This window comes from Flavobacterium sp. GQ95 (assembly GCF_059758655.1).
Genome location: NZ_JCAXEB010000002.1, coordinates 202227 through 227155, shown reverse-complemented (window position 1 = coordinate 227155; position 24929 = coordinate 202227). Strand labels below are relative to the sequence as shown.

The window sequence follows — 24929 nt, the reverse complement described above, 5'->3', positions numbered from 1 at the left end:
AAAATTAATGAAATTATTGAAGTGAAAAATTCACTTTAGATTTTATATCTGTAGATGATGCCCCAATGATCGCTTCAAAAGCCCCCGGTTCAGCAACCCAGTCGTGTTTTTTATCGTCGAAGAAACTCAAAGCTGTTTTGTCAACAGTAAAAGTTACTATTTTTTCTTCTCCCGCTTTTAACGAAACTTTCTCAAAACCTTTTAATTCTTTTATTGGACGAACCAAAGAAGATTTTAAATCACTGATGTAAAGCTGAACTACTTCAGAACCTTCTCTGCTTCCTGTATTTTTTACTTTTACAGAAAATGTAATCTGATCTCCAGCCGACATTTGTTTTTTGTCTGCAGTCACTTTTCCGTATTCAAAAGTCGTATAACTTAAACCGTGACCAAATGAGAATAAAGGTTTAACTTTTTGTTTGTCAGCCCAACGGTAACCCACAAAAATGCTTTCTTTATAAGTTACTTCATCTCCGCCAGGAAAATCTCCTAAAGCGTGAGCTCCATTATCAGCTAATTTTACAGGGAAAGTAAAAGTCAATTTTCCTGAAGGATTTACATCTCCAACTAAAACTGCAGCCAGAGCATTTCCGGCTTCAGTACCTAAAAACCATCCTTGTACAATTCCCGGAACTTCCTTTACCCACGGCATTGCCACAGCATTTCCAGAAATATTTACATACACTATATTTTTATTTACTTTCGCCAATTCACTGATTAATTTATCCTGACCGTAAGAAAGCTCTAATCCTTTACGATCATGTCCTTCAGCATCCTGACTGTCACTTTTGTTTAGCCCTCCAATAAAAAGAACAACATCGGCATCTTTAGCTACTTTTAAAGCCTCAGCAGTTAATTCAGCAGGAGAACGTTTGTCTTCTAAACTCACTTTTGCCACAACTCCATTGTATTTACTTGTCGGATCTCCAACGTAACCACGGGCATAAACGATTTCAGCCTGATTTCCAATTCTTTTCTTCAATCCTTCAAGCGGTGTAATTTCATATCTTGCTTTCAATGAAGAACTTCCTCCACCAACAGTCATCATTTTGATTGCATTTTCTCCAATAACAGCAATCTTTTTCGTTTTAGAAAGATTGATTGGCAAAATGTTGTTGTTATTTTGAAGCAATACGATTCCTTCTTCAGCAATTTTCAAACCTGCTTTAGCATGTTCTTCCGTTCCAAAAGATCCAAAAGGTCTGTTTTTATTCATAGTTGTTAAGAAAGACAAACGCAGAATGCGACGCACTTTTTCGTCTAATTCCTTAGTTCCAATTTCTTCTTTTCTAATCATTTCTGAATATGGTTTTGCCAAATAATAGTTATCATAAGCGTTACTTGTCCCCCAGGAAAGTCCATTTGTCCAGGAGCCAAATTCCATATCCAAACCATTATGAATCGCTTGTTTGGTATCATGAACACCACCCCAATCTGAGATTACAACACCTTTGAAACCCCATTCTCCACGAAGAATGTCATTCAATAAAAACTCATTGTGGCAACATTGCTGTCCTTTGTATTTATTGTAAGATCCCATAATCGCCCAGGCATCTCCTTCTTGTACAGCCGCTTTAAAAGCTGGCAAATAAATTTCGTACAACGCACGATCATCAACTATTACGTTTACCGTATTACGGTTTGTTTCCTGATTATTTAAAGCAAAATGTTTTACACAGGCAGCCACTCCATTCGATTGAACTCCTTTAATATAAGGAACAACCATTTTTGAAGTCAGGAAAGGATCTTCTCCCATATATTCGAAGTTACGACCGTTTAATGGTGTTCTGTAAATATTTACTCCAGGACCTAATAATACATTTTTGTTACGATAACGTGCTTCTTCTCCAATTGACTTTCCGTATAAAGAAGCCAATTCTTTGTTCCATGTTGCAGAAAGTGCTGTAAGTGCCGGAAATGCAATACAAGAATCATTTGTCCAGCCTGCCTGATCCCATTCGTCCCATTTAACTTCCGTACGAATTCCGTGTGGTCCGTCAGTCATCCAGTTTTCCGGAATTCCCAAACGTTTTACACCTGGCGAACTGAATTTAGATTGTGCATGAATCATGGCGATTTTTTCCGCAGTTGTCATTTTCGAAAGCGCATCTTCTACACGTTCGTTAATTGGCTTTTTATCATCCAGATAAACCGGAACACTGTTTTGGGCATTCATCCCAAACGAACTCAACATAAGTAGAACAAGAAGAGTTTTAACGTTTTTAAACATAACTATTAATTTATTAAAGCATTTAATTTACAAGCGGGGACTTTTAGTCAAAAGTACCTTATAATAATATTGTAAAGCTAAAACGTTATAGTTTGTGTTAGAATTTTACACGAAAAAAAGTAGTGAAATAAAAAATTAAAACAATGATTATCAGTTATTTGATGTTTTTAAAGCGGTGAAAAAAGTAGTGGATTTAAAATAAATCGTTACATTTTCAATGAGATTAAACCGATTTTAATGACCATTTCTTCAAAATCATTTCGGGAAACTGCCGCTTTATTTCGGGCTCTGGTGCGATAGTTGTAAATAGTGCTTAATGAGTAACGAAGAAAAGCAGCAATTTTTACACTATCGGTAATCCCAAGTCGTATTAGTGCAAAAATGCGAAGTTCAGTATTTAGCAATTCTCCTTGTTTCAAAACAATCTGTTCTTCTTTAATAAGCAAATCATTAAAATCTTTTACAAAGGTTGGATACAAGTTCAAAAAGATAATATCAAAATTCTTGTATAATTCTTCCAACTCATTATCAACCAAAGTTGTTGATTTAAGCATTCTATAGATTTCATCAAATTGTTTTGCCGTCGCTTTTTTGTTTAAAATAATGCGATAGTTTTCTAATTTATTGATGTAAGCCGAACAAAGACTGAAGAAATGCGCAATATATTCCTCTTTAATATGATTTGATTCTGATAACTGTGCATTACGCTCCTGAAGCTGATTATTGGTTTCGGTAATATCTTTGTTTAATTCAGCTAATTTTTGACTGGTTTCAAACAGTTCCCCACGAATTCTGGATACTTTTTTCATCTGTTTGTAAACGTAAATTACGGCCACAATCAAAAATGCCGATAACAAACTAATACATAAAAGATAAAGCTGCAATTCCGTTTTTCGTTTTGCTTCTCTTTCTAAATAAACCGTATTTATAATCGAATAAACCTCTGACATTAAAAGCGTACGAAACTGAACATTGCAATAAAGTGCATCTTCAATCGCCGATTGCGTTAATTTATATGCCATATCTACATCTCCAATTTCATAAAAAACCAACGCCAATTCCTGGAGAGAAGCATTATCCTTATTGGCATTTTTTAAATCGGCTGTAGCAGAAAGCGCGTAATATTTTTTTCGTAATTCTAATTGATGGGATTTTTCGTAAATACTTCCCAAAAGATAAGTAATCATCGCATACTGCGGATTATCTTCTTTAGTATTTTCCAATAAGGCTTTTAATTGTTTTTGAGCTGTACCCATTTTGAGGTACATTCCCTGCTGAATTTTATTGATTTTATAATTTAAAGAATTAGGATCTAAAACCATCAATAAAGAATCACGGTATTTTTGAATCTGCTGCATGTATTGAATGCTGTAACTATTGGCAGCATAATGCTCAAAAAACTCACGATAAGCTACATAATAATTGGGAAGCAAAGCTTTGGACAATGTTTTCTTGTCTATGCTTTTGATAAGCGCTTCTGATTCCCTATATTTTCCTGAAGAGGAATAAAGCGTTACTAGTTGTATCTGCGCTAAATTCGCTAAATCCTTGTTTTGAAGTTCTTCGGCAATTTTTAGATTCTTTTTGACATAGAAGATAGCCGAATCTGAATTGAATTTTTGATATTCTGTGTATAAAGTTTTGTTGTAGTTATACTCCTGCTCTTTGGTTAAATCTTCTGATTTAATTTTTTTGAAGTTTAAAATACGTTCCTCTTTCAGCTGAACATAACGCTGTTTATTTCTTAATGCATCGTTTAGCTTATCCAAAATAGTAGCTGTACTATCTGATGCATGAACCGGGTTACCTAAAAGAACCAATAAAAGAAATAACAAATAATTTTTCAAACTAAATAAAGATAAATGATACCTACAAATATAATAAAGTGGTGCAATTAATTTGAATTATTTATAAACGCACACTTTTTTCAAAATCCAAAATTTTAAAACAAAAAAAATATATAAAATCTCTTATAAAAAATTCATTTTAAAGAAATCCCAACAATGTTTTTATAATTTTGTTAGAACAAGATTTTCCTAAATTAAAACTACATCATCATGCCACATTTTGTTATTGATTGTTCTGAAAACGTGATCCGATTAAAATCTGCCGATGAAGTCATGCAGGAAGTTTTTAACGCAGCTTTATCAACCGATCTTTTTGTTCCTTCTGAAATAAAAGTCCGCATTAATCCTTTTTCGTATTATAATAACGGAAATACGCTGGAAGATTTCATTCATGTATTTGGATATATTATGGAAGGCCGAAATGCGGATCAAAAAGCTAAATTATCAAAAGTGATTGTAACTTCATTAAACAATATCTTGGCTGAAGTCCCAGTCATATCAATCAATATTAAAGATTTTGAGAAGGCGAGTTATTTTAATAAAACTATGATTTAAGTTTTTATGATATAACAAAATTTATATCATTTTGTTGTTTGCTGTAAAACCACCTTATACAATAAGAATCTAATAACCTCAATATTGTGATCCTTCCTTCGTCAGGATGACAATATTGGCTCCGCAAAGTATATCGCCAATCTTTGTCGAGTTTCTAGTGTGATCCTTCCTTCGTCAGGATGACAAAATGCTTAAAAAAAAGCTTTGTCAAAGTTTAATACTTTGACAAAGCTGAAATCTATTTTCTATAATCTATATTCTATATTCTCAATTAACAGCAATTGGTGCAGCGAGACAGCTTTCCGGAATATCAAAAGCATTTACCAAAGCGACAGCATCCGGGCGAATATCCCAACAAAGCTGATTGACCATTTTACGGATTGCTTTGGTTTTTACTGCTTCCATATAACCATCTTCAAGATACCAGCCTTTGTTTTTTTCTAATTGCGAAAGCGCATACAACTGATTCAGTTTCGTCAATATTGTTTTTGATTTTTCATCCTCAACCGTTTTAATCGCTGCCTGAAATTGTTCTAAAACTACTCTTTCCAGATAAGCCTGAGCAACATCTATCATTTGATGTTGTACCACATTAAAAGCATCATACGGTTCTAAACCGCCATCAACTAATTTTTTAATGCGTTGTGCTGCCGATGCTAAAATTGTTTTTTCTCTGTGAATAAAAGCTTGTAAATGAAATTGATCGTCCAGTAAATGTTCATCATCTGTTCTGCGGGTTGCTATCGGATTTTTTTCGGTAATAGCCACTTTTGCATTTTCATAGACATAATTAATAATCCCCAATGAACCCATTTCACCAAAAGCTTTTCTGAATTCTGATAAACGATTTTTCGCTACCAATTGCATCAAAACGGTATTATCACCTTCAAAAGTCGTGTATATTTCAGTGTCATTTTTTAAATCATCAATTCGGTTTTCAGATAAATATCCTTTTCCACCGCAAGCCTCGCGACATTCCTGCAAAATATCTCTGGTACTCCAGGTTGAATAGGATTTCATTCCGGCCGCCAAAGCTTCGATTTCCTGCATTTCATCTTCGGTTTTATTCAAAAATCTATTCGTTAGATATTGCAAGGCAAAATGAACGGCATATGTTTTTGCCAATGGCGGAAGCAGTCTTCGCTGATGCATTCTGTAATTTAAAATCGGAACTTCAGAACCACCTTCCGGACCAAATTGTCTTCTTTGATCACTGTATCGAATGGCAATTGTCAAGCCTGATTTCGCCGCGGCTAAGGCAGAACGCGGAATCCCGATTCGGCCTCCAACTAAAGTTCCTAGCATTGTAAAGAATCTTCTGTTATCACTCGGAATCGGACTTTCAAATTCGCCTTTATCATTTACAGAAGCGAAACGATCGAGCATATTTTCCTTCGGAATTACGACATTATCAAACGAAATTGTTCCGTTATCAACACCATTTAAACCCATTTTATGACCACAATCGCCAATGGTAATACCGTTTAACGTATTTCCATTTGTATCACGCAACGGAACTACGAAGGCATTTACACCATAATCGTGATCCTCAATAATTAATTTGGCGAAAACGGTTGCCATTTGTCCGTGAACCGCGGCGTTGCCAATATATTCTTTTTGTGCATTTTTATTTGGGGTATGAATCGTAAAAGTCTGATCGTTATGATTGTATGTTGCCGTTGTTTCTAATCCTTTTACGTTTGAACCATGGTGCGTTTCGGTCATCGCAAAACAACCCGGAATTTTCAACGAACCAATATCTCTTAAATATTTCGCATAATGTTTTTCGGTTCCAAGTGATTGTACGCTCATTCCCCAAAGACCAAACTGAACACCAAATTTGATCACCAAACTTAAATCGTGATAACTCAGGGTTTCCATAATGGCAAAATAATCGGCTATGTTCTCTCCTCCACCATATTGTTTTGGATAGGCCATGTTTCCGAGATTTTCTTCGGCTAAAATTTTACACCAATTATAAACCGTTTGGCGGTAAACATTGATATCTGTTGACGTTTCATAAGCAAATTCAGGTCTGGAAATTACCGATTTAACTTTTTTGATAATGGCGGCTTCTTTGCCATCCAGAAGCTCGGTTATTTTCTGAATATCAAAATTAGAAGTGGTTTGAGAATTGGCTGTAAAAGAACTGGCTTTTGTTTTGAAATTCTGAATTACTTCTTCACCTAAAATTCCGAGATCATTTTCAAGCTTTATAAATTCAGGTTTTACTGTCGAAAGATCTAAATCTTTTTCTGAAAGTGCCTCTGCAATATCAAAAATAGATTTTATGGAAGATTTATCCTGAATGCTTTTCTCTATATCCAATTTCCATTGTGTGAGTTCATTTCGCGAAGGCGGATTTGAAATATCAACTTTAGAAAGAAGTTGTTGTTTTTCTTCCGGCGAAAGCCAAACCAAATCATTGATAAACTGCTGAATTGTTGCAAACTCTTTTTGAGTTAACAAATCATCGGACCATACTAAATAGAACAACGGAATAAAGGCTTGAAGTTTGGTATTTTTCATAAAATATAGAATCGTTTTAGAAATATAATTAAAAAAAATGTTGCCAAGAATTTCACTAATTTTCACGAATTGCAGGGGGCATTAATTGAATTAATTCGTGAAAATTAGTGAAATTCTTGACTACTTTACTTTAATAAAAAAGCAGGAATGAAAATACTCATTCCTGCTTTAACATCCTGTTAAGATTCTGGTAATTTATTTTTAAACCAATAAAAAGTATGCCAATTACATTAAATCGAATCTTTAGATGACAGGATATATTTTTGTTTTAATGCAAAAATATGGTGTGAATTAAAAACGATAACCGCTATAAAGATGATGCTGTATGCTGCAATTTGCAAAGCACTAATGTGTTCATGAAAAACAAAGCTCGCTAAACAAAAAGCAATCATTGGATTGATATTTAAAAGCATTCCTACTGTTGATGAATTAATACCTGAAAGTGCATAAAGATTCAGGAACAAAGGAAATATAGTAAACAAAATTGCAATGGTTTCGATACAGAAATAAAACTTAAATTCGGTTGGAACTGGCCCGCTGTATGCCGGATAAAATGGCAATAAAAACAAGGCCGCCAATGTAATATGAAAAGTCAAAATAATAAACTTATCAAAACCTTTATTTATACGCTGACTTACCAAATAACAAGCATAAGTAAAACCAATAATAATACTGAAAAACATATCCATAATTGCGGTGTAAGACAATAACAAACAACCGGAAACACTTAAACCAACAGAAATCCATTGTGTTTTACTTAGTTTTTCTTTTAAAAGGAAATAAGCCAGTAAAGTGGTTAAAATGGGACAAACCAAATAGGCCAGCGACGTTGCTTTTACACTTACATGATTCATCACATAAATAAAGGTGAACCAGTTTAACATTAGAAAAGCGCTTCCGCCAATATTCAATAAAATTGCTTTACGTTTTTCTGAAGTTGATAATGCCTTAAAAATTGTAAGTGTTTCTGCTACTTTTTTTCTCTTAAAAGCAAAAACAATAAGCAACATCAAAATACTACAACTAAAAACGCGGTAAAATAAAATATCTAAAGAAGGATATTCATGAATTGGCTTTAGAGCCAGACTAAAAAATCCCCAGATTGCAAAACAAGTTATGGCTGCTAAGTAATATTTTGTTGTTTTCACGATTGTTTTTTTGTTTAGTTTTCTATTAAAGCAAATTTCTTAAAAATAAAACAGCAATACAGATACAGTTTTTGTAAATTGCACCATAACAGTTTTTTTTTTATGAAAAATTCAAATTACTTATATCAACAGTTTGCTGACCGAATCGAAAAGCAGATAAAATCAGGGGTTTTGAATGTTGGCGATAAATTGCCATCAATACGTGAAGTCTGTGCCGAAACGGGTTACAGTATGAGCACAGTGAGTAAGGCTTATTATGAAGTGGAAAGCAGATCTTTGATCGAATCAAGACCACAATCTGGTTATTATGTAAGCAATACTTCGGCCCGAATTATTACGGAACCTAGTCCAAGTAGTCCTGATTTAAAATGTCTGAATATTGACCGTGAAGATTTAATTGATCAGGTTTATGGTAATATGACGGATAAAAATATTACGATGCTTTCTTTGGGATTTCCTTCGAATGAGCTTCTTCCTATTGCTAAATTAAACAAAGGAATTATTCAGGCGACGCGTCAGCTTCCAAATAGCGGAACGAGTTATGAACAGGTGCAGGGAAATCTTAATTTGAGAAGAGAAATTGCGCGTTGGTCTTTTACCTGGGGAGGTTCACTGACCGAAAATGACATTATTACAACTCCAGGCTGTACTAGTGCGATATCACATTGTCTGATGACGCTAACCAAACCCGGAGATACTATTATTACAGAGAGTCCGGCTTATTTTGGAATTTTGCAATTGGCAAAATCATTGGGTTTGTATATTATGGAATTGCCCACGAATATGACTACCGGAATTGAACTGGAAGCTTTAAAAAAAGCACTTGCTACAAAAAAGATCAAGCTTTGTTTATTGATGAGTAATTTTAGTAATCCATCCGGAAGTATGATGCCTGTTGAACATAAAATAGAAGTAGTTAAATTGATGGAATTTTACAATGTTCCGCTAATTGAAGATGATATTCACGGTGATTTATATTTTGGCTCCAGCCGACCGACCAATTGCAAAACGTATGACGAAAGCGGTATTGTACTTTGCTGCAGTTCAGTATCAAAAACTCTGGCTCCTGGATATCGCGTAGGTTGGGTTTCGCCAGGAAAATTTAAAAAACAGATATTGCGAAATAAAATTTACCACACACTCTCCTCACCTACTATAACACATGAAGTTGTGGGCGATTTTCTGAAAAATGGGCGTTATGAAAATCACCTTCGAAAAATTCGCCAGATTCTGAATCATAACTGCACTAATTACATCAACACAGTTTTAGAATCTTTTCCGACTGGAACCAAGGTAAGTCAGCCACAAGGTGGATTTTTTCTTTGGATTGAATTGGACAAAAATATAGACACAGCGGCATTTTATCATTTGGCCATGAAACACAATATTAGCTTTGCACCGGGAAGAATTTTCTCTTTTCAGGATCAATTCTCCAATTGTATGCGCTTGAGTTTTGGTTTGCCGTGGACCAACGAATTGCGAGAATCTATTAAAACTCTGGGGAAACTGCTGCATTCTTAAAATAAAAAAAACCAGACAACAGTTATGTTGTCTGGCCCTAACTAATCTAATTCCAACATTTAATTACAAAACAAAGTAAGCTTCTGCTTTTGCTTCTTTGGTTTCCGGTTTAAGATCAAATTCTTTAATGATGTCAAATTCACTTTGATATTCATTAAGCATTTGTATTATATTTTTTTCAATTGTATTTGCAATGGCCGTAACAGGTGTATCTGTTGGTCTGTTTTCAAACGGATCCTGCAGGTGAATTGCCATTCTTTCAATCAAAAAGAAAGCTGCAGCAATCGCTGTAATCAACGGAATAGCAAACCAGCTCAAAACACTGGTTAATCCAAATGGCAACAATAAAATAAACAGACACAATGTTAATCTGATATACATGCTGTATGTTGTTGGAAAAATGGTATTTTTAATTCTTTCACATTTACCCATATGATCACATAATCTTGATAAAGTATTGTCGATTTCTACTTGCTGATACATATTAATGCTTTTGTCATTTTTAGCATTTCTAAGATCTCGCGCATGCAACATTAAAATCGCATTTGGAACGTTTTGATGGTTTTTAATAAATTTCATTTCTTCATCACTAACTAAACCTTTAAGCGGTTTTATAGCATCTTTATTTCGAAGTGCCTGACCTAAACTATAACACCATGCAATTTGTCTTTTTGCAAAATTTTCTTTGAATTCGCTTGCTTCAACAGAAAAATCAGGGTCTTTATAAAATGTCAGTACCTGACGAATTAAGGTTCTTGAATCATTTACAATTGCACCCCAGACAATTCGGGCTTCCCACCATCTGTCATACGCCTGATTAGATTTAAAAGCTAATAATAAAGATATAATGGTTCCAATCATTGTTGGAATAGCAATTGGAATATCTACTGGCAGGTTTATAAAATAGTAATGAAAAATCTCAAACAAAATAGTGTAAGTCATTACCAGTGCCAATTCTACTTTAATTTTCCCGAGAACGTACCTCATTGGAATTCTTTTCTTTAATAACATATTTTCGGCTTTTAATTAAATTTGTATTTATTTTGAAGCGATGTAGCTTATGCTAATTCTTCGTATAGCGACAAAACAGGAAGTCCCAATCTATCGTTGCTATTTTCTTTTTTATTTTTTTTGAATTTGATTTTTTCGCTTTTACGTGTTTCTACTAACAAATCGATGTCGTATTTTGTAATAGCTTCTGACAAATAAGGTGCAAATGCTTCGTAGTTGTCATCAAAATTGGAAGTCTGGCTTACGATCTCAAATGAAAAATTTTCACTTAGATACTGCTGAATATCTTTAACATGCATATTACCGCTAGCGTTCTCGATATAAAGTGCTTTATTAAAATCTTCTTTAAATTGCTCGTTCCCTAAATGTAAAATCGGGCATTTTTGATTTCCGGCCAATTGCATCAAATATTGATGAACTCGTTTTGTTTCTTGTTTATAAGATTGCGTCAAAACAATCAATTTCACATCAAAAGCTTCAGTAATTCCTTTAAAAATTGGAGCCGAAAGTCCGTATTGATTATGAATTTTAATTTTGCAGTTTGGGGTATGCTCTATAATATATCTGCAAGTTTCAAGAACTACTTCCTGACTTGAAGTTAGGCTAACTCTCATTTCGCGCAAAAATTGTGAAGATGAAAAAGTATCAGGAGTATCTGAAACCATCATTAAAATAATCTCGCAATTGGTATTTCTTGCCTGATTAATAGCCGATTTTACAGCGCTGATCGTATCTTCTTCTAAAGTCGTTGGTATAAGGAAATTTTTCATATGTATAATTGTTTAGTTTATACATACAAAATAACTCCTCTTAAATTAGACGGATCTTAAAGTAAAATTAGAATTTCCTAAGATTCAACATTAGAAATTCTAATGTTGGCTTTTTTAGCGATCTCTTTCTTAAAAATGATCGTTACAATAGTTCCCTTGTTTTGTTCCGATTGCACTTGTATTTCACCATCGTGCATTCGTATAATTTTAGAGGCCAAAGGAAGACCTAAACCGTAACCAATATATTTAGCTGCAATTTTCCCTCTGAAAAAAGGTTCATATAAGTGCGGAATATCTTCTGGGGGAATTCCGATTCCAATATCGTTAATAGCAATTTTAATCCAGTCTTTATTGGCAGATAGCGTAACAAATACTTCATTATTATCAGAATATTTTACTCCGTTTGTAATGATATTATTGATTGCTAATTCTAAAAGAGGTTTGTTGCACGGAATTAAAAACAAATTAGAATCTTTTGGAGCAAAATTAAGTTTAATACTAACACGGTTGTCCGGATAAATTTTATCTAAATCCGATTTTACATCCATTAATAATTCATCAATTCTGGCAATATCGAGAACCTGTTTTTTTCCGTCATAACCAGTTTGAGTTAATTTTAGTAAACTCTCGGTTAGATTTCCTAATCTTGAGGCCTGACTATAAATATTTTCTAAAGATTGAATGTATTCCGGAACTTCCCTTTCTTTTAAAAGCATAATTTCAGATTCCGCAATAATCGTTGTAATCGGTGTTTTTAATTCGTGGGAAGCATTATTGATAAAGTTCGCCTGAATTTCAAACGACGTTTCTAATCGGTCCAACATGTCATTAAAAGTATGCGTAAGATCTGAAATTTCATCAGAATTCTTAACGTCAGGCAATCTGTTATGAAGATTAGAAGCACTGATTCGGTTTACTTCTTTTATAATTCTTGCTACTGGGTTAATAACACGTTTTGCGAGAAAACGACCTAAAAAGAAGGCCAGAATCACAAATCCGATTCCGCCAAAAAGCAATATTTTCACAATATATATTGTTGTTGTTTTTCCTCTGCGGTCGCGTGCGCCAACAATTACAATATATTTTTGATTATTTTCTGTAAAAACCTGACCTAAGTAATACTTGCTGTTAATTTCAAAATAATCCTTTCCGGTTTCCAGAATATTGGAGTAAAACTTGTTGGGTAAATTTAATTTAGTATTATACTCAAAGCTGTTAGCGCTGTTTATTTTAAGAACATATTCTTCTTCCTCAATAAGTTCTTCCAGTCCATTTTTTTTAAGATTACTATAGTATTTTATTTTTTCAGGATCTTTCTGAAAATGAATTGAAGCCACAATTTTAGCTCTGTCTTCTAAACGTTTTAAAAAATGATATCTATTATTTTCGCGAAACAACACAAAAACTAGAACACACAATAAAAGTGTACTAAAAGTAGAAAGGGCAACATAAGTAAAAGTAATTTTTTTTCTTATATCCATTTTATGGCTGTATAACATAACCTAACCCCTTCATGGTATGAATCAGTTTGGTTGCAAAAGGTTTGTCTATTTTTTTTCTTAAATAATTGATGTAAACATCGACAACATTGGTATTCATATCAAAATTGATATCCCACACATTATCTAAAATCTGGTCACGGGATACGATTCTGCCACTATTTTTGGCTAAATAATACAGTAGCTTAAATTCCTTTGCAGTTAAAACAATCGATTCTCCGTTTCTTTTAACGGTTTTAGATTTGCTGTTTATTTCTAAATCGCTAATTATTATGGAATCCACTTTTTCAGTTTCCTGATTGGCTCTTCGGTACAGCGCGTTAACTCTCGCATCGAGCTCACCAAATTTAAAGGGTTTTACGACATAGTCATCTGCACCGGCATTTAATCCTGTTACAATATTTTCTGAAGTTCCAAGTGCCGTCAAAAGCAAAACAGGAACAAAATTTTTATTGGCACGCAGTCTTCTGCAAATTTCGATTCCGTTAATATCGGGCAACATTACATCTAAAATTACCACATCAAAAGTATAGTTCTCAATCATTTCTAAAGCCGTTTTACCATCAAGAGCAACGCTGACATCATTATTGTTTTCAGCGAATCCTTTGCGTAAAATGGACAACAGATTTGGTTCGTCTTCGACTATGAGTAATTTCATTTAAATACAGGTATTATTAACAAAAATAACAATTGAGATTAAAATAGAAACCACAATAATTTATAATTATGAATTAATTATGAAGAAATCAATTTTGAAGCGGAAAAAATGAAGTTCTCGTTATTAATAGATACAATAACAACGAAGTCTTATTTTAAAAGGTTTCACCAGCATTTAAATAAAAGCCTTTAGAACTATTTCCCCAAGCCTGATCAACAATCAAATTGGTTCGGGTTGCTTTATCTATTAAAATTCTCAAACCTACACCGGCAGCAGGCTGAACGGATTGAAAGAGTTTTGTATTAGTATCCGGATTACTTGTTGTTACAAAATTCGTAAATACAACTCCGCTGAACATTTGATTGCAGGTAATTGGAAACCTGAATTCACTAGCCAGATAGACTAAGTTTGTTCCTCTGAATAATCCCTGTGTATATCCTTCTCCGCTTCGACTACGCTGATCCCACCCAATTGCCGGTAAATTTAAATAAGGAACTTTTCCACTCGTCACAAATTGTCCATAGGTCCAAAGTGCCAAAATATAACGTTCATTTTTTTGAGAAAGCGGAATAAAGTTGCGATACTCCGCATAAAGAACATTACTATTTTCCTGATTTTTAAACAATACTGGATTAATACGATAATTTAAGTTCGCAAACCATCCGCGACTTGCATTAACCTGATTATCCCTGGAATCGTATACCAAATTTAGACTAACACCAGTCAAAAAATATTCCAAATTATTAAATCCGTACTTTTGACTATAGTCATAATGATATGTGGTTTTTCCGTTCGCCAAATCCAGCTCTTTATCTACAATACTTGAATACCAATCAATATTGATTCCGCCGCCAACATAAAAATTCTTCCTTACTTCAAAAGAAGCAGCCTGATGAAATTTAAAATAATTATAATCCATAGCTTGTGCAATTGAATCAATACTGAAGCCGGGTTCCTTGTCCCGAGCGGGCGGAATAATATTTGTACCTAAACCGTAGTTGGGTTGCGAAAATATATACAATCGATAATCACCGCTTAAGAAGATCTTATTATTTTTTAATAAAATATTGTTTTTGACATTCACCAGCCATTGCTTTTTTGTGGTGTAGGTTATTCCAAGATTTGCGATCGAATATTTATCAGCTTTTTCTTTTCCCTTAAAAGTATATTGAGCGACCGCTCCGTAGAAGAATCCTGTGGCAGGCTGAGAACCTATTGCCGGAATAATTAAAAAGAAGCTGTTTTTTATGGGTTTAACAACATAAATAGAATCTTTCTTTTTGAAGATTTCTAATATTGTTTTGGGAGGACAAAGTTCAGAAGTAATAGAATCGGTTTGGGCAATAGAAGCAAAATGTATAAAAAATAACAATCCTAAGATTTTAAATTTCTTCGGGAAGCGATTATTTTTTAAAAATTTTACCATCTTAAAGTTTTATTTTTTGAAATAACGGTTCAATCTTATTGTAAATATAAGCCTTATTTTCAACATTTTAGCCGAATATTCTTTTAAATTAAAATGAAAAATTTTACAACAATTTAAAAATAGATGATTTAAAAGACGTCAATTATTGGGGTAATTATTATCTTTTCACTCTCAAATAATCATCAAAAAACAACATTGAAAAAAGAGTCTGAATATTTTCTTGATAAAGAATATGATAGTATTGTTTATGACAGAGACAGTCTTAATTTCAAAGATTTTGAATGTTGTGTTTTTAATAACTGCAACTTTTCTGCCTGTACTTTTTTAGCCGTTACCTTTATTGATTGTATTTTTAACGACTGCATCTTTAATGAAACCAAAATCAATTATGTAGCCTTTAGAACAGCCACTTTTAATCGATGCGAAATTAAAGAAGTCAATTTTGCAATGTGCGATAAATTAATATTTGAAGTTAATTTTTACGATTGCATACTGGATTTTTCGAAGTTTTATACCTTAAAAATCAAAGGCACAACTTTTACCAATTGCAGCTTAATTGCCGTAGATTTTATGTCCACAGACCTTACAAGTGTTCTTTTTGATAATTGTGATTTATACCGTTCTGAGTTTGACAAAGCAATTGCCAACAAAGCCGACTTTAGAACCAGTTACAATTACACGATTGATCCTTCAAAAACGAAATTGAAAAAAGCTGTTTTTGCTTTGAAAGAATTGAAGGGGTTGTTGTTTAAGCATGATGTGATTGTGACTTAATGAAATAAAAAAAGCCAGTATAAAACTGGCTATGATTAATATATTTTTTTGCTTAGGAAATTACCCTACTATAACGTCTCTTTTCATGATAAATAATTTTAAATTAATTATATAGCAATATTATTAAATATTTAGAATGCTAACAAGTTTAATATGTTAAAACTTACACAACATCTAGATTATCGCCTGTCTTAAATTTTCTAGTTGTAATTGCATCCTTTGAATAAAAATCTTTCACAAATATATCTGTAAAACCAGATAAAGAGTGTTTTGCAATTACAGTGAGCCTTATATATGATGATGTATCCCTCCAATTAGATTCAAGATCTTCCGTTGTTCTAACCCTTGTAGCGTGTAAACTGTTTGCATCGCTCTTTTTCTTGCAAGGAATATATGAAATAAAATTATCCTTTAAGGGAATATCTTTTCCCTGAATGTTCATTCCGCCAACACCTCCTACTTGTTTATAAAAGGTAGGTTCAATTCTAATATCAAATATTTCAGAATTTGTTTTATTTATAAACTTAAAAAAGTAGTTCGTTTGCCCTTCAAAAGTTACTTTACTGATATAGGATGAAATCTCAATCTTCACTCTTTTTTTATTTAGAAAGTACATCAAAAACAAATAAGATGAAATTACTCCTGTAATAATACTAAATACTATTCCTAAAATTATCTCTTTCATTTAAATCAATCATTTTCTGACAAATTTAAAATAAAAATTAACAAGTAAAAAATTACTTTTAAAAGATTAGTTTAAACCTTTCTTCATCACATAATCTTCCATCAAATATCCTTTTCCAATATCAATATTGACTTCATCAACGATTTCAAAACCTATTTTTTTATAAAAACCTAAAGCAGTATTAAATCGGTTTACATTTAAAATTAATGATGTTGAATTATTATCTAAAGCTAGTTCAGCTATTTCATCTATAACCTTTTTACCTATTCCCTTTCCTTGTGTTTCAGGCAAAAGGTATATTTTATGAATTTTGGTTAAAGCTTTATCACTGTAGTTATGTTCTATTCCGATAAAGCCTAAATTAGTTTCACCTTCATAAATCATATAAAATAATTGCTCTTTTTTATTGTATTGAAGGGTTAGCGCTTCATCAGAATAAAAAAGATCTAACATATAATCCAATTGTTTTTTTGATAGAATTTCACCATAAGTAATTGGCCAGGTTATATGTACTATATTTTGAATTTGTTTAATATCACTAATAGCTGCTTCTGAAATTGTAATCATATTGTATTTAAAATGCTTTTTATTATTTAGTAAAAACCTGATTTTCCTGTTCGCTAACTCGTATAAAAGTAGTTCGTTTGGTGAGTTCTTTTAAACGTGAAGCACCAACATAAGTACAAGCGCTTCTCAATCCTCCCAAAATATCCAAAACTGTATTAATTACTTTACCTTTAAAAGGAACCTCAACTGTTTTTCCTTCGCTTGCTCTGTATTCTGCCACACCACCTACATGTTTATCCATGGCGGTTGTTGAACTCATTCCGTAAAATTGTTTGAATTTTTCGCCGCTAATTTCGATTAACTCTCCTCCACTCTCCGTATGTCCGGCTAACATTCCGCCAAGCATAACAAAATCAGAACCTGCCCCAAATGCTTTGGCTACATCACCTGGAGTACTGCATCCACCGTCACTAATAATATGTCCGCCTAAGCCGTGAGCGGCATCAGCGCATTCGATAATCGCTGAAAGTTGTGGATATCCAACACCAGTTTTTACACGGGTTGTACAAACAGATCCGGGACCAATTCCAACTTTTACTATGTCGGCTCCAGCCAAAAGCAATTCTTCAACCATTTCGCCTGTAACTACATTTCCGGCAATAATAACTTTATCCGGATATTGTTTACGGGTTTGTTTTAAAAACTGAACAAAATGCTCGGAGTAACCGTTAGCCACATCAATACAAATGAATTTAAGTAAAGGATTTGCTGTTATAACTTGCCCGATTTTAGCAAAATCTTCCTTGCCCGTTCCCGTACTTATGGCAATATAATCGTAGAAATCTTCTGGTTGACCTTTTAAAAAATCGTTCCATTCCTGAGGCGAATAGTGTTTATGAATAGCTGTAAAGAGCTTTTCTTTGGCCAAAACTTTAGCCATTTCAAAAGTTCCAACGGTATCCATATTGGCAGCCATAATCGGAATTCCTATCCAGATTGTAGTGCTATGCAAAAATTTAAAATTTCGTTCCAGAGAGACTTCAGATCGACTTTTTAGTGTTGATCTTTTCGGACGAATCATTACATCTTTAAATCCCAATTTCAGATCAGTTTCTATTCTCATGGCTTTAAATTTTCTGTTACTCTCAAAGATATTAATTTTGAAAATGGCGTCTTTAAAATCAATAGAAAACTAATCATCCATTTATCAACAAAATTACATTTTAGATTGTTGATTTTAGATTATTTATAAATTCCACAGTAACCCATGGAAATTTCACAGAGACTCACCAAGATTGCACAAAGGTTCACGAAGTTTAGGTTCCAATTTTGGAATTTGGAATTTAAAAATTGGAATTTAAATTAAACTATCCGTGAATAGTTTCTCCTTTTCCGTAATTCGAAATGATTGATTCTTCGTAAGCAAGCCATTCTCTCCAGCGTTTTTCAACATCGATTCCAACTCCGTATTTTCTTGCGTAAGTAATGAACGTTGTATAATGTCCGGCTTCGCTTTCCATTAATTCTCTATAGAAAACAGCTAATTCTTCATCCTGAATATTTTCAGATAAGACTTTAAAACGTTCGCAACTTCTGGCTTCAATCATGGCAGAGAATAATAATCTTTCTACCAAACCAGAAACACGGCTTCCGTCCCCGCTTTTCTTCATATATAAATACAATTCATTTACATAATCGTCTTTACGCTCGCGTCCTAATTTCAATCCTCTTTTGATGATTATATTATGAACCTGTTCAAAATGATCGATTTCTTCTTTGGCTAAAGCCAATAAATCTTTCACTAAATCCTGATGTTCAGAGTTGTTTGTAATTATAGTGATTGCGTTTGTTGCTGCTTTTTGCTCGCACCAAGCGTGATCGGTCAAGATTTCCTCAATATTTTTTTCTACAATATTTACCCATCTCGGGTCTGTTGGAAGTTGTAATCTTAGTACGCCCATCTTTTAAGTCTTAAAGTTAGAAAGTCAAAAAAAGTCGAAGATCAAAACTAAAATAGAATTAATATTCTATTTCAAGACTTTCGACCTTCGACTTTAAGACTTTATGACTGATTTTAGTATACGAAAATCGGTCTTTCGCTCATCATTTCGTTTACTTCGTTAGCTACTTCTTCGATAACTGCTTCATTTGTATGATCAGCCAATACTTTATCGATTAAAGCTACGATAGTTTCCATATCTTCTTCAACTAAACCACGAGTTGTGATTGCAGCTGTTCCAACACGAATTCCAGACGTGATAAATGGTGATTTATCATCAAAAGGAACCATATTTTTATTTACTGTAATTTCAGCTTTTACTAATGCATTCTCCGCTTCTTTACCAGAAATATTTTTATTTCTTAAGTCAATAAGCATCATGTGATTATCAGTTCCTCCAGAGATAATTTGGTATCCTCTTTTTACAAAAGCATCTGCCATAGCATTTGCATTTTTTTGCAATTGCATAGCGTATGTAAAGAACTCATCTTTTAATGCTTCACCAAAAGCAACCGCTTTAGCAGCGATAATGTGCATTAAAGGTCCACCTTGATTTCCTGGAAAAACAGCAAGATCTAATAAAGATGACATCATTCTGATTTCTCCTTTTGGAGTTTTCAAACCTTGTGGGTTTTCAAAATCTTTCCCCATCAAAATCAAACCTCCGCGTGGTCCACGTAAAGTTTTGTGAGTTGTTGTAGAAACAATATGACAATGTGGAATTGGGTCATTCATCAATCCTTTAGCAATTAAACCTGCAGGGTGAGAAATATCAGCAAATAAGATTGCTCCTACGCTGTCAGCAATTTCTCTGAAACGTGCAAAATCCATATCACGAGAATAAGCAGAAGCTCCCGCGATGATTAATTTTGGTTGTTCTTTAGTTGCAATTTCCTGAATTTTATCATAATCTAAACGACCAGTTTCAGCATCAACACCGTAAAAAACAGGACGATATAAACGACCTGAAAAGTTTACAGGAGAACCGTGAGTTAAGTGGCCACCGTGAGATAAATCGAAACCTAAAATAGTATCACCAGGATTTAAACAGGCATGGTAAACGGCTGTATTTGCCTGAGAACCTGAGTGAGGCTGTACGTTTGCGTATTCAGCACCAAATAATTCTTTAGCTCTGTCAATTGCAATTTGCTCAATAACGTCAACTACTTCGCAACCGCCGTAGTATCTTTTGCCAGGATATCCCTCAGCATATTTATTAGTTAAAACAGAACCAGCTGCTTCCATTACTTCGTCGCTTACAAAGTTCTCAGAAGCGATAAGTTCTAATCCGTGAATTTGTCTGTCTTGTTCCTCTAGTATAAGGTCAAAAATTTGTTCGTCGCGTTGCATTTTTTCGTTTTTCGTTAATTTGATGCAAAAATACAAAAAAACGTTTGTGATACTGTTAGATTATGATATATTTGACATAGAATTTTTCAACAAATAATTAACATACACATGCCAATAACCGCAAACGATACCAAAAGAAAATCATGGTTAGAAGTACCAGAAAATAGTGACTTCCCTATACAGAATATTCCTTTCGGTGTATTTCTTACTAAAGAAAATGTCGTTACAGTAGGAACAAGAATTGGCGATTACGCTATAGATTTAGGGGCTTTACAACAATTAAACTATTTTGAAGGAATAGATTTAACTGATGATATGTTCATGCAGGACACGCTAAATGATTTTATTTCTGACGGAAAAAAAACATGGCGTTTGGTTCGAAACCGTATCGCAGACATATTTGATGCTACCAACCCACAACTTAGAGATTCAACAAAAGATCGCGATATTGTTATTTTTAAAATTGATGATGTAGAGATGCAATTACCTGTATTAATTGGTGATTACACTGATTTTTATTCTAGTAAAGAACATGCTACGAACGTTGGAAAAATGTTCCGTGATCCTGAAAATGCTTTATTACCAAACTGGTTGCACATTCCCGTTGGTTACCACGGAAGAAGCTCTACTATTGTTCCCTCAGGAATTCCGGTACACCGACCAATGGGACAAACTTTACCAGCTGGAGAAAAATATCCTGTTTTTGGGCCATCTCGTTTAGTAGATTTTGAATTAGAAACTGCTTTTATCACGACTGATGTTAATGTAATGGGAGAAAATATCCCAACTTACGAAGCTGAAGATTATATTTTCGGAATGGTTTTATTGAATGACTGGAGCGCGCGCGATATCCAGAAATGGGAATATGTACCTCTTGGCCCCTTCTTAGCTAAAAACTTTGCAACCTCAATTTCTCCATGGATTGTAACAATGGATGCTTTGGAACCTTTTAGAACTAAAGGACCAAAACAAGATCCGTCTCCGCTTCCTTATTTACAAACTAAAGGGAAAAAGACATTTGATATTCATTTAGAAGTTTCAATACAACCTGAAGATCAGGAAGAAACTGTAGTGTCAAAATCAAACTTCAAGTATTTATATTGGTCTATGGCACAGCAATTAGCACATCATACCTCAAACGGATGTCGTGTAAATTCTGGCGATATGATGGGTTCAGGAACTATTTCCGGTCCAACTCCTGATAGTTTTGGCTCTATGTTAGAATTGACCTGGGGAGGAAAAAATCCGATAAAATTAAAAGATGGCAGCGAACGTAAATTTATCGAAGATAATGACACGGTAATCATCAAGGGTTTTTGTGAAAATGCAGAAGTAAGAATCGGTTTTGGAGAAGTTTGCAGTCAATTATTGCCTCCTTTTATCAGACCATGAAGAGAAGATAAAACACATTAATTGTTAATGTATATAAATAAAAAAGCTTGTTAGTTAGTTCTAACAAGCTTTTTTATTTGTTCTTTTGCCAAGATTATAGTTTAAAAACTTCGTGGTTTTGTGCCTTCGTGGCTATTAACTAAGCCGGAATCTGCTGGCTTAAACAATGTAATGTTCCGAATCCCCAGATAAAATCAATACAACTGATTCCTATTACTTCACGATCAGGGAAACATTCTGATAATATGTTTAAAGCCACACGATCATTGCTATCGTTAAACGTTGGTACTAAAACACATTTATTTAGAATTAAGAAGTTAGCGTAGCTTGCCGGCAACCTTAAATCTTCAAAATCGACACGTTTTGGCATTGGCAATGCAACAATTGTTGGAGATTTTCCGTCTTCTAGTTTTGCATTTTGCAAGCGTTTAAGATTATCCTGTAATGGTTTGTAGTTTGAATCATTTCTATCTGTTTCAACAATAGTTACGATTGTATCTTCATTTACAAATCGGCATAAATCATCTATATGACCGTGTGTATCGTCCCCTTCTATTCCGTCACCCAACCAAATTACGTTTGTAACTCCAAGATATTCTTTAAAAACAGCTTCGTAATCTTCTTTTGTGAAATTTTTATTTCTAACCTGAATTGTCGGATGCATTAAACATTCCTCAGAAGTTAGTAAAGTTCCTTTTCCGTTTACATCAATTGCACCGCCTTCAACAATTACTGGTTTTCCCTTATACATAACCTGTGTTAACGGAACATCAATAAAATCGGCAATTTTGCCCGGAACAAATTTATCTAATTGATAGTTTTTATATTTTGCCCAACCATTAAAATTGAAATTCAAGGCTTCTCTTTTTGAACCATTTTTTACAATAATTGGTCCGGAATCACGCATCCAGCTTCTGTTTGTTTTATGAATTATGAAAGAAACATTCGTAAGATTAACACGTGCTCTTTCTAGCATTTCATTTACTTTTTCTTTCAGTTTTTCATCAGCTACGACCAAAAAAACAGTTTCAAAAGTGGCTACTTTTTTAATAAATTCTACAAAAGCCCATTGAACAGCTTCGTATTTTCCTGGCCAATCATTACCATTGTGCGGAAAACATAAAACAATTCCTTGTTGTTTTTCCCATTCTGCTGGAAATCTTCTATTACTTGTTGACATAAAGAGGTTCTAAATTTGAAAGAGTACAAAGATAATCATTCAAAAGGATTATAAAACAGTCTGTTGGAAATCCACCAGAATTAAGCCAAAATATCTGTCATAAATTAAGTTAAAGATTAAATAATGAAGGCTTAATATGCAGCCAAGATCTGCTAATTACTTTTGGCGAAACTAAAAACTAATAAAATGAAAAAAGTAACTATCTCACTATTAACCGCTCTTTTAATTATGACGAGTTGTAATAATGACGAAAATTCAAACAATGAACCAGAAGTTGTAGTAAACGAAAATCCTGCTACTTTTAAAGAAATTGGCTCTATCACTATTGGTGGTGAAGCAGCAGCAGAAATTTCTACCTATGATGAAAAAACAAAAAGACTTTTTACGGTAAACAATAGCGGAACGAATCAAATTGATGTAATTGATATTTCAGATCCTACTAAGCCAGTTAAAATTGGTAAAATTGATCTAACTCCTTACGAAGGAGCTTCGAATAGTGTTGATGTCTTTGACGGAAAATTAGCTGTTGCTTTAGAATCAACCACAAATAAACAAGGAAACGGAAAAGTTGTAATTTTTAATACTTCAGATTATAGTTTAATTAAACAAGTAACGGTAGGCGCATTGCCGGATATGATTACTTTTTCGCCTGACGGCAAATATCTTATGACTGCTAATGAAGGTGAACCAAATACCGATTATTCTCAAGATCCAAACGGAACAATTTCTATTATTGAAACAAGCACTTACACTGCTACAACATTAGATTTTGCATCTTTCAGCTCTCAGGCAGCGACTTTGAAAAAAGACGGATTCAGAGTTTCATCTTATGCAAAAAGTTTTGCACAGGATATTGAACCAGAATACATTACTATATCAGATGATTCTAAAACAGCTTGGGTAACTCTGCAAGAGAATAATGGTGTTGCCAAAGTAGATTTAGCTTCAAAAACTATTACTGCCATTTATCCTTTAGGATTTAAAGATTACAATACAGCTGACAACGCTATTGATGTAAGTGATAAAGATGATAAAGTAGCCTTTAGTCCATGGAAACTAAAAGGTATGTTTATGCCAGATGCTATTAGTCACTTTTCTGCTAATAATGTTTCTTATTTTGTAACAGCTAACGAAGGTGATACAAGAGAATACACAGCTTATACTGATGTTAAAAGAATGAAAGACATGAAACTGGACGCAACTGTTTTTCCTGATGCTGCCACTTTAAAATTAGAACCAAATTTAGGAAGATTAAATCTTGTTGCTGATATGGGAGATGCAGATGGTGATGGAGATTTGGACGAAATGATAAGTTTTGGAGCTCGTTCTTTCTCTATTTGGAATGGAAACACTGGAAAAATTGTTTATGACAGCAAAAATGATGCAGACAAAAAAAGTCAGGAGCTGGGAGCTTATGATGATAAACGTAGTGATGATAAAGGTTCTGAGCCAGAAGCAGTGAAAGTAGTTAAAATGGGAAATCAGAATATTTTGTTTGTAGGTTTAGAAAGATCTGACGTTTTCATGACGTATGATGTGACAAATCCTACATCTCCACAATATTTACAGACTGTAAAAACAGGAGATGCACCAGAAGGAGTTTTATTTATTCCAGCCTCTAAAAGTCCAACAAAAAGAAGTCTTTTAGTGGTGAGTAGCGAAGGTGACGGAACCATAAAGATCTATCAGCCAGATTTAAAATAGTTTCAATCATCAATTTGAGAAAAGGGCAAAATAAAATGTTTTGCCCTTTTTTTATGCTTTAAATTTAGATTTCATTAACAATTACACACAAATAAAAGCTAAAAGGTGGGAATTATGTAACAGCATATACAACACAATCTAAAA

At 33.6% G+C, this 24929-nt stretch carries 20 protein-coding genes; 5 read left to right on the top strand and 15 right to left on the bottom strand.

Features of this window, described 5'->3' with window-relative positions:
- Positions 1-13: 13 nt before the first annotated feature.
- Complete coding sequence (locus tag AC6CH4_RS05645) at positions 14-2230, bottom strand: glycoside hydrolase family 3 C-terminal domain-containing protein (RefSeq protein ID WP_498100953.1); 2217 nt, start codon at positions 2228-2230, stop codon at positions 14-16.
- A gap of 206 nt (positions 2231-2436) precedes the next feature.
- The gene (gene susR, locus AC6CH4_RS05640) at positions 2437-4077 is read right to left on the bottom strand and encodes a SusR family glycan utilization regulator (protein WP_498100951.1); all 1641 of its coding nucleotides are present in this window, start codon (positions 4075-4077) and stop codon (positions 2437-2439) included.
- A 210-nt stretch (positions 4078-4287) separates the two neighbouring features.
- On the opposite strand from susR, the gene AC6CH4_RS05635 reads away from it, so the two are divergent.
- Positions 4288-4632 carry a 5-carboxymethyl-2-hydroxymuconate Delta-isomerase gene (locus tag AC6CH4_RS05635; protein WP_498100949.1) on the top strand — a complete coding sequence of 115 codons (345 nt, stop codon included), beginning with the start codon at positions 4288-4290 and terminating at the stop codon, positions 4630-4632.
- A 267-nt stretch (positions 4633-4899) separates the two neighbouring features.
- Here the strand turns inward: AC6CH4_RS05635 and AC6CH4_RS05630 are convergent, their stop codons facing one another.
- Together AC6CH4_RS05630 and AC6CH4_RS05625 are read right to left on the bottom strand one after the other, a co-directional pair.
- Positions 4900-7161 carry an acyl-CoA dehydrogenase family protein gene (locus AC6CH4_RS05630; RefSeq protein WP_498100947.1) on the bottom strand — a complete coding sequence of 754 codons (2262 nt, stop codon included), beginning with the start codon at positions 7159-7161 and terminating at the stop codon, positions 4900-4902.
- A 230-nt stretch (positions 7162-7391) separates the two neighbouring features.
- Positions 7392-8309 (bottom strand): EamA family transporter, encoded by a 918-nt coding sequence (locus AC6CH4_RS05625; protein ID WP_498100945.1) that lies wholly within the window; start codon positions 8307-8309, stop codon positions 7392-7394.
- Between the two features lie 102 nt (positions 8310-8411).
- Here AC6CH4_RS05625 and AC6CH4_RS05620 point away from each other — a divergent pair, with 102 nt between their 5' ends.
- Positions 8412-9830 (top strand): aminotransferase-like domain-containing protein, encoded by a 1419-nt coding sequence (locus tag AC6CH4_RS05620; protein WP_498100943.1) that lies wholly within the window; start codon positions 8412-8414, stop codon positions 9828-9830.
- Positions 9831-9893: 63 nt separating this feature from the next.
- On the opposite strand, the gene AC6CH4_RS05615 is transcribed toward AC6CH4_RS05620, so the two are convergent.
- The 5 genes from AC6CH4_RS05615 to AC6CH4_RS05595 all read right to left on the bottom strand — a co-directional run bounded on the left by AC6CH4_RS05615 (position 9894) and on the right by AC6CH4_RS05595 (position 15194).
- Positions 9894-10841, bottom strand: coding sequence for a bestrophin family protein (locus AC6CH4_RS05615; protein ID WP_498100941.1), 948 nt, complete (start codon positions 10839-10841; stop codon positions 9894-9896).
- Positions 10842-10888: 47 nt separating this feature from the next.
- Entirely contained in the window at positions 10889-11611 is a 723-nt protein-coding gene (locus tag AC6CH4_RS05610) for an adenine nucleotide alpha hydrolase family protein (RefSeq protein ID WP_498100939.1), read from the bottom strand.
- Positions 11612-11688: 77 nt separating this feature from the next.
- Complete coding sequence (locus AC6CH4_RS05605; protein WP_498100937.1) at positions 11689-13092, bottom strand: sensor histidine kinase; 1404 nt, start codon at positions 13090-13092, stop codon at positions 11689-11691.
- Position 13093: 1 nt separating this feature from the next.
- Positions 13094-13768, bottom strand: a complete 675-nt coding sequence (locus AC6CH4_RS05600; protein ID WP_498100935.1) for a response regulator transcription factor — start codon at positions 13766-13768, stop codon at positions 13094-13096.
- 154 nt (positions 13769-13922) lie between these two features.
- Complete coding sequence (locus tag AC6CH4_RS05595) at positions 13923-15194, bottom strand: BamA/TamA family outer membrane protein (protein WP_498100933.1); 1272 nt, start codon at positions 15192-15194, stop codon at positions 13923-13925.
- Positions 15195-15389: 195 nt separating this feature from the next.
- On the opposite strand from AC6CH4_RS05595, the gene AC6CH4_RS05590 reads away from it, so the two are divergent.
- Positions 15390-15968 carry a pentapeptide repeat-containing protein gene (locus AC6CH4_RS05590; RefSeq protein WP_498100931.1) on the top strand — a complete coding sequence of 193 codons (579 nt, stop codon included), beginning with the start codon at positions 15390-15392 and terminating at the stop codon, positions 15966-15968.
- 163 nt (positions 15969-16131) lie between these two features.
- On the opposite strand, the gene AC6CH4_RS05585 is transcribed toward AC6CH4_RS05590, so the two are convergent.
- The 5 genes from AC6CH4_RS05585 to glyA form a co-directional block, all read right to left on the bottom strand.
- Complete coding sequence (locus tag AC6CH4_RS05585; protein WP_498100929.1) at positions 16132-16653, bottom strand: hypothetical protein; 522 nt, start codon at positions 16651-16653, stop codon at positions 16132-16134.
- Between the two features lie 66 nt (positions 16654-16719).
- Positions 16720-17220, bottom strand: coding sequence for a GNAT family N-acetyltransferase (locus tag AC6CH4_RS05580; RefSeq protein ID WP_498100927.1), 501 nt, complete (start codon positions 17218-17220; stop codon positions 16720-16722).
- Positions 17221-17242: 22 nt separating this feature from the next.
- A complete protein-coding gene (locus AC6CH4_RS05575) occupies positions 17243-18283 on the bottom strand; it encodes a GMP reductase (protein ID WP_498100925.1) in 1041 nt (346 codons plus the stop codon).
- A gap of 244 nt (positions 18284-18527) precedes the next feature.
- Positions 18528-19121, bottom strand: a complete 594-nt coding sequence (locus AC6CH4_RS05570) for a MiaE family protein (RefSeq protein ID WP_007810758.1) — start codon at positions 19119-19121, stop codon at positions 18528-18530.
- 113 nt (positions 19122-19234) lie between these two features.
- A complete protein-coding gene (gene glyA, locus AC6CH4_RS05565) occupies positions 19235-20509 on the bottom strand; it encodes a serine hydroxymethyltransferase (RefSeq protein ID WP_498100923.1) in 1275 nt (424 codons plus the stop codon).
- 108 nt (positions 20510-20617) lie between these two features.
- On the opposite strand from glyA, the gene fahA reads away from it, so the two are divergent.
- Positions 20618-21901, top strand: a complete 1284-nt coding sequence (fahA, locus tag AC6CH4_RS05560) for a fumarylacetoacetase (RefSeq protein WP_498100921.1) — start codon at positions 20618-20620, stop codon at positions 21899-21901.
- Between the two features lie 139 nt (positions 21902-22040).
- On the opposite strand, the gene AC6CH4_RS05555 is transcribed toward fahA, so the two are convergent.
- Positions 22041-23081, bottom strand: a complete 1041-nt coding sequence (locus AC6CH4_RS05555) for an agmatine deiminase family protein (protein WP_498100919.1) — start codon at positions 23079-23081, stop codon at positions 22041-22043.
- Positions 23082-23267: 186 nt separating this feature from the next.
- Here AC6CH4_RS05555 and AC6CH4_RS05550 point away from each other — a divergent pair, with 186 nt between their 5' ends.
- A complete protein-coding gene (locus AC6CH4_RS05550) occupies positions 23268-24785 on the top strand; it encodes a choice-of-anchor I family protein (RefSeq protein WP_498100917.1) in 1518 nt (505 codons plus the stop codon).
- Positions 24786-24929 lie beyond the last annotated feature (144 nt).

What these genes read in the sequence shown, in the direction of transcription:
- fahA (WP_498100921.1), top strand. Translation starts at nt 20,618, where the DNA reads ATGCCAATAACCGCAAACGATACCAAAAGAAAATCATGGTTAGAAGTA.
- AC6CH4_RS05605 (WP_498100937.1), bottom strand. Translation starts at nt 13,092, where the DNA reads ATGGATATAAGAAAAAAAATTACTTTTACTTATGTTGCCCTTTCTACT.
- AC6CH4_RS05550 (WP_498100917.1), top strand. Translation starts at nt 23,268, where the DNA reads ATGAAAAAAGTAACTATCTCACTATTAACCGCTCTTTTAATTATGACG.
- AC6CH4_RS05580 (WP_498100927.1), bottom strand. Translation starts at nt 17,220, where the DNA reads ATGATTACAATTTCAGAAGCAGCTATTAGTGATATTAAACAAATTCAA.
- AC6CH4_RS05600 (WP_498100935.1), bottom strand. Translation starts at nt 13,768, where the DNA reads ATGAAATTACTCATAGTCGAAGACGAACCAAATCTGTTGTCCATTTTA.
- AC6CH4_RS05610 (WP_498100939.1), bottom strand. Translation starts at nt 11,611, where the DNA reads ATGAAAAATTTCCTTATACCAACGACTTTAGAAGAAGATACGATCAGC.
- AC6CH4_RS05635 (WP_498100949.1), top strand. Translation starts at nt 4,288, where the DNA reads ATGCCACATTTTGTTATTGATTGTTCTGAAAACGTGATCCGATTAAAA.
- glyA (WP_498100923.1), bottom strand. Translation starts at nt 20,509, where the DNA reads ATGCAACGCGACGAACAAATTTTTGACCTTATACTAGAGGAACAAGAC.
- AC6CH4_RS05555 (WP_498100919.1), bottom strand. Translation starts at nt 23,081, where the DNA reads ATGTCAACAAGTAATAGAAGATTTCCAGCAGAATGGGAAAAACAACAA.
- AC6CH4_RS05585 (WP_498100929.1), bottom strand. Translation starts at nt 16,653, where the DNA reads ATGAAAGAGATAATTTTAGGAATAGTATTTAGTATTATTACAGGAGTA.
- AC6CH4_RS05620 (WP_498100943.1), top strand. Translation starts at nt 8,412, where the DNA reads ATGAAAAATTCAAATTACTTATATCAACAGTTTGCTGACCGAATCGAA.
- AC6CH4_RS05615 (WP_498100941.1), bottom strand. Translation starts at nt 10,841, where the DNA reads ATGTTATTAAAGAAAAGAATTCCAATGAGGTACGTTCTCGGGAAAATT.
- AC6CH4_RS05595 (WP_498100933.1), bottom strand. Translation starts at nt 15,194, where the DNA reads ATGGTAAAATTTTTAAAAAATAATCGCTTCCCGAAGAAATTTAAAATC.
- AC6CH4_RS05630 (WP_498100947.1), bottom strand. Translation starts at nt 7,161, where the DNA reads ATGAAAAATACCAAACTTCAAGCCTTTATTCCGTTGTTCTATTTAGTA.
- AC6CH4_RS05570 (WP_007810758.1), bottom strand. Translation starts at nt 19,121, where the DNA reads ATGGGCGTACTAAGATTACAACTTCCAACAGACCCGAGATGGGTAAAT.
- AC6CH4_RS05575 (WP_498100925.1), bottom strand. Translation starts at nt 18,283, where the DNA reads ATGAGAATAGAAACTGATCTGAAATTGGGATTTAAAGATGTAATGATT.
- AC6CH4_RS05645 (WP_498100953.1), bottom strand. Translation starts at nt 2,230, where the DNA reads ATGTTTAAAAACGTTAAAACTCTTCTTGTTCTACTTATGTTGAGTTCG.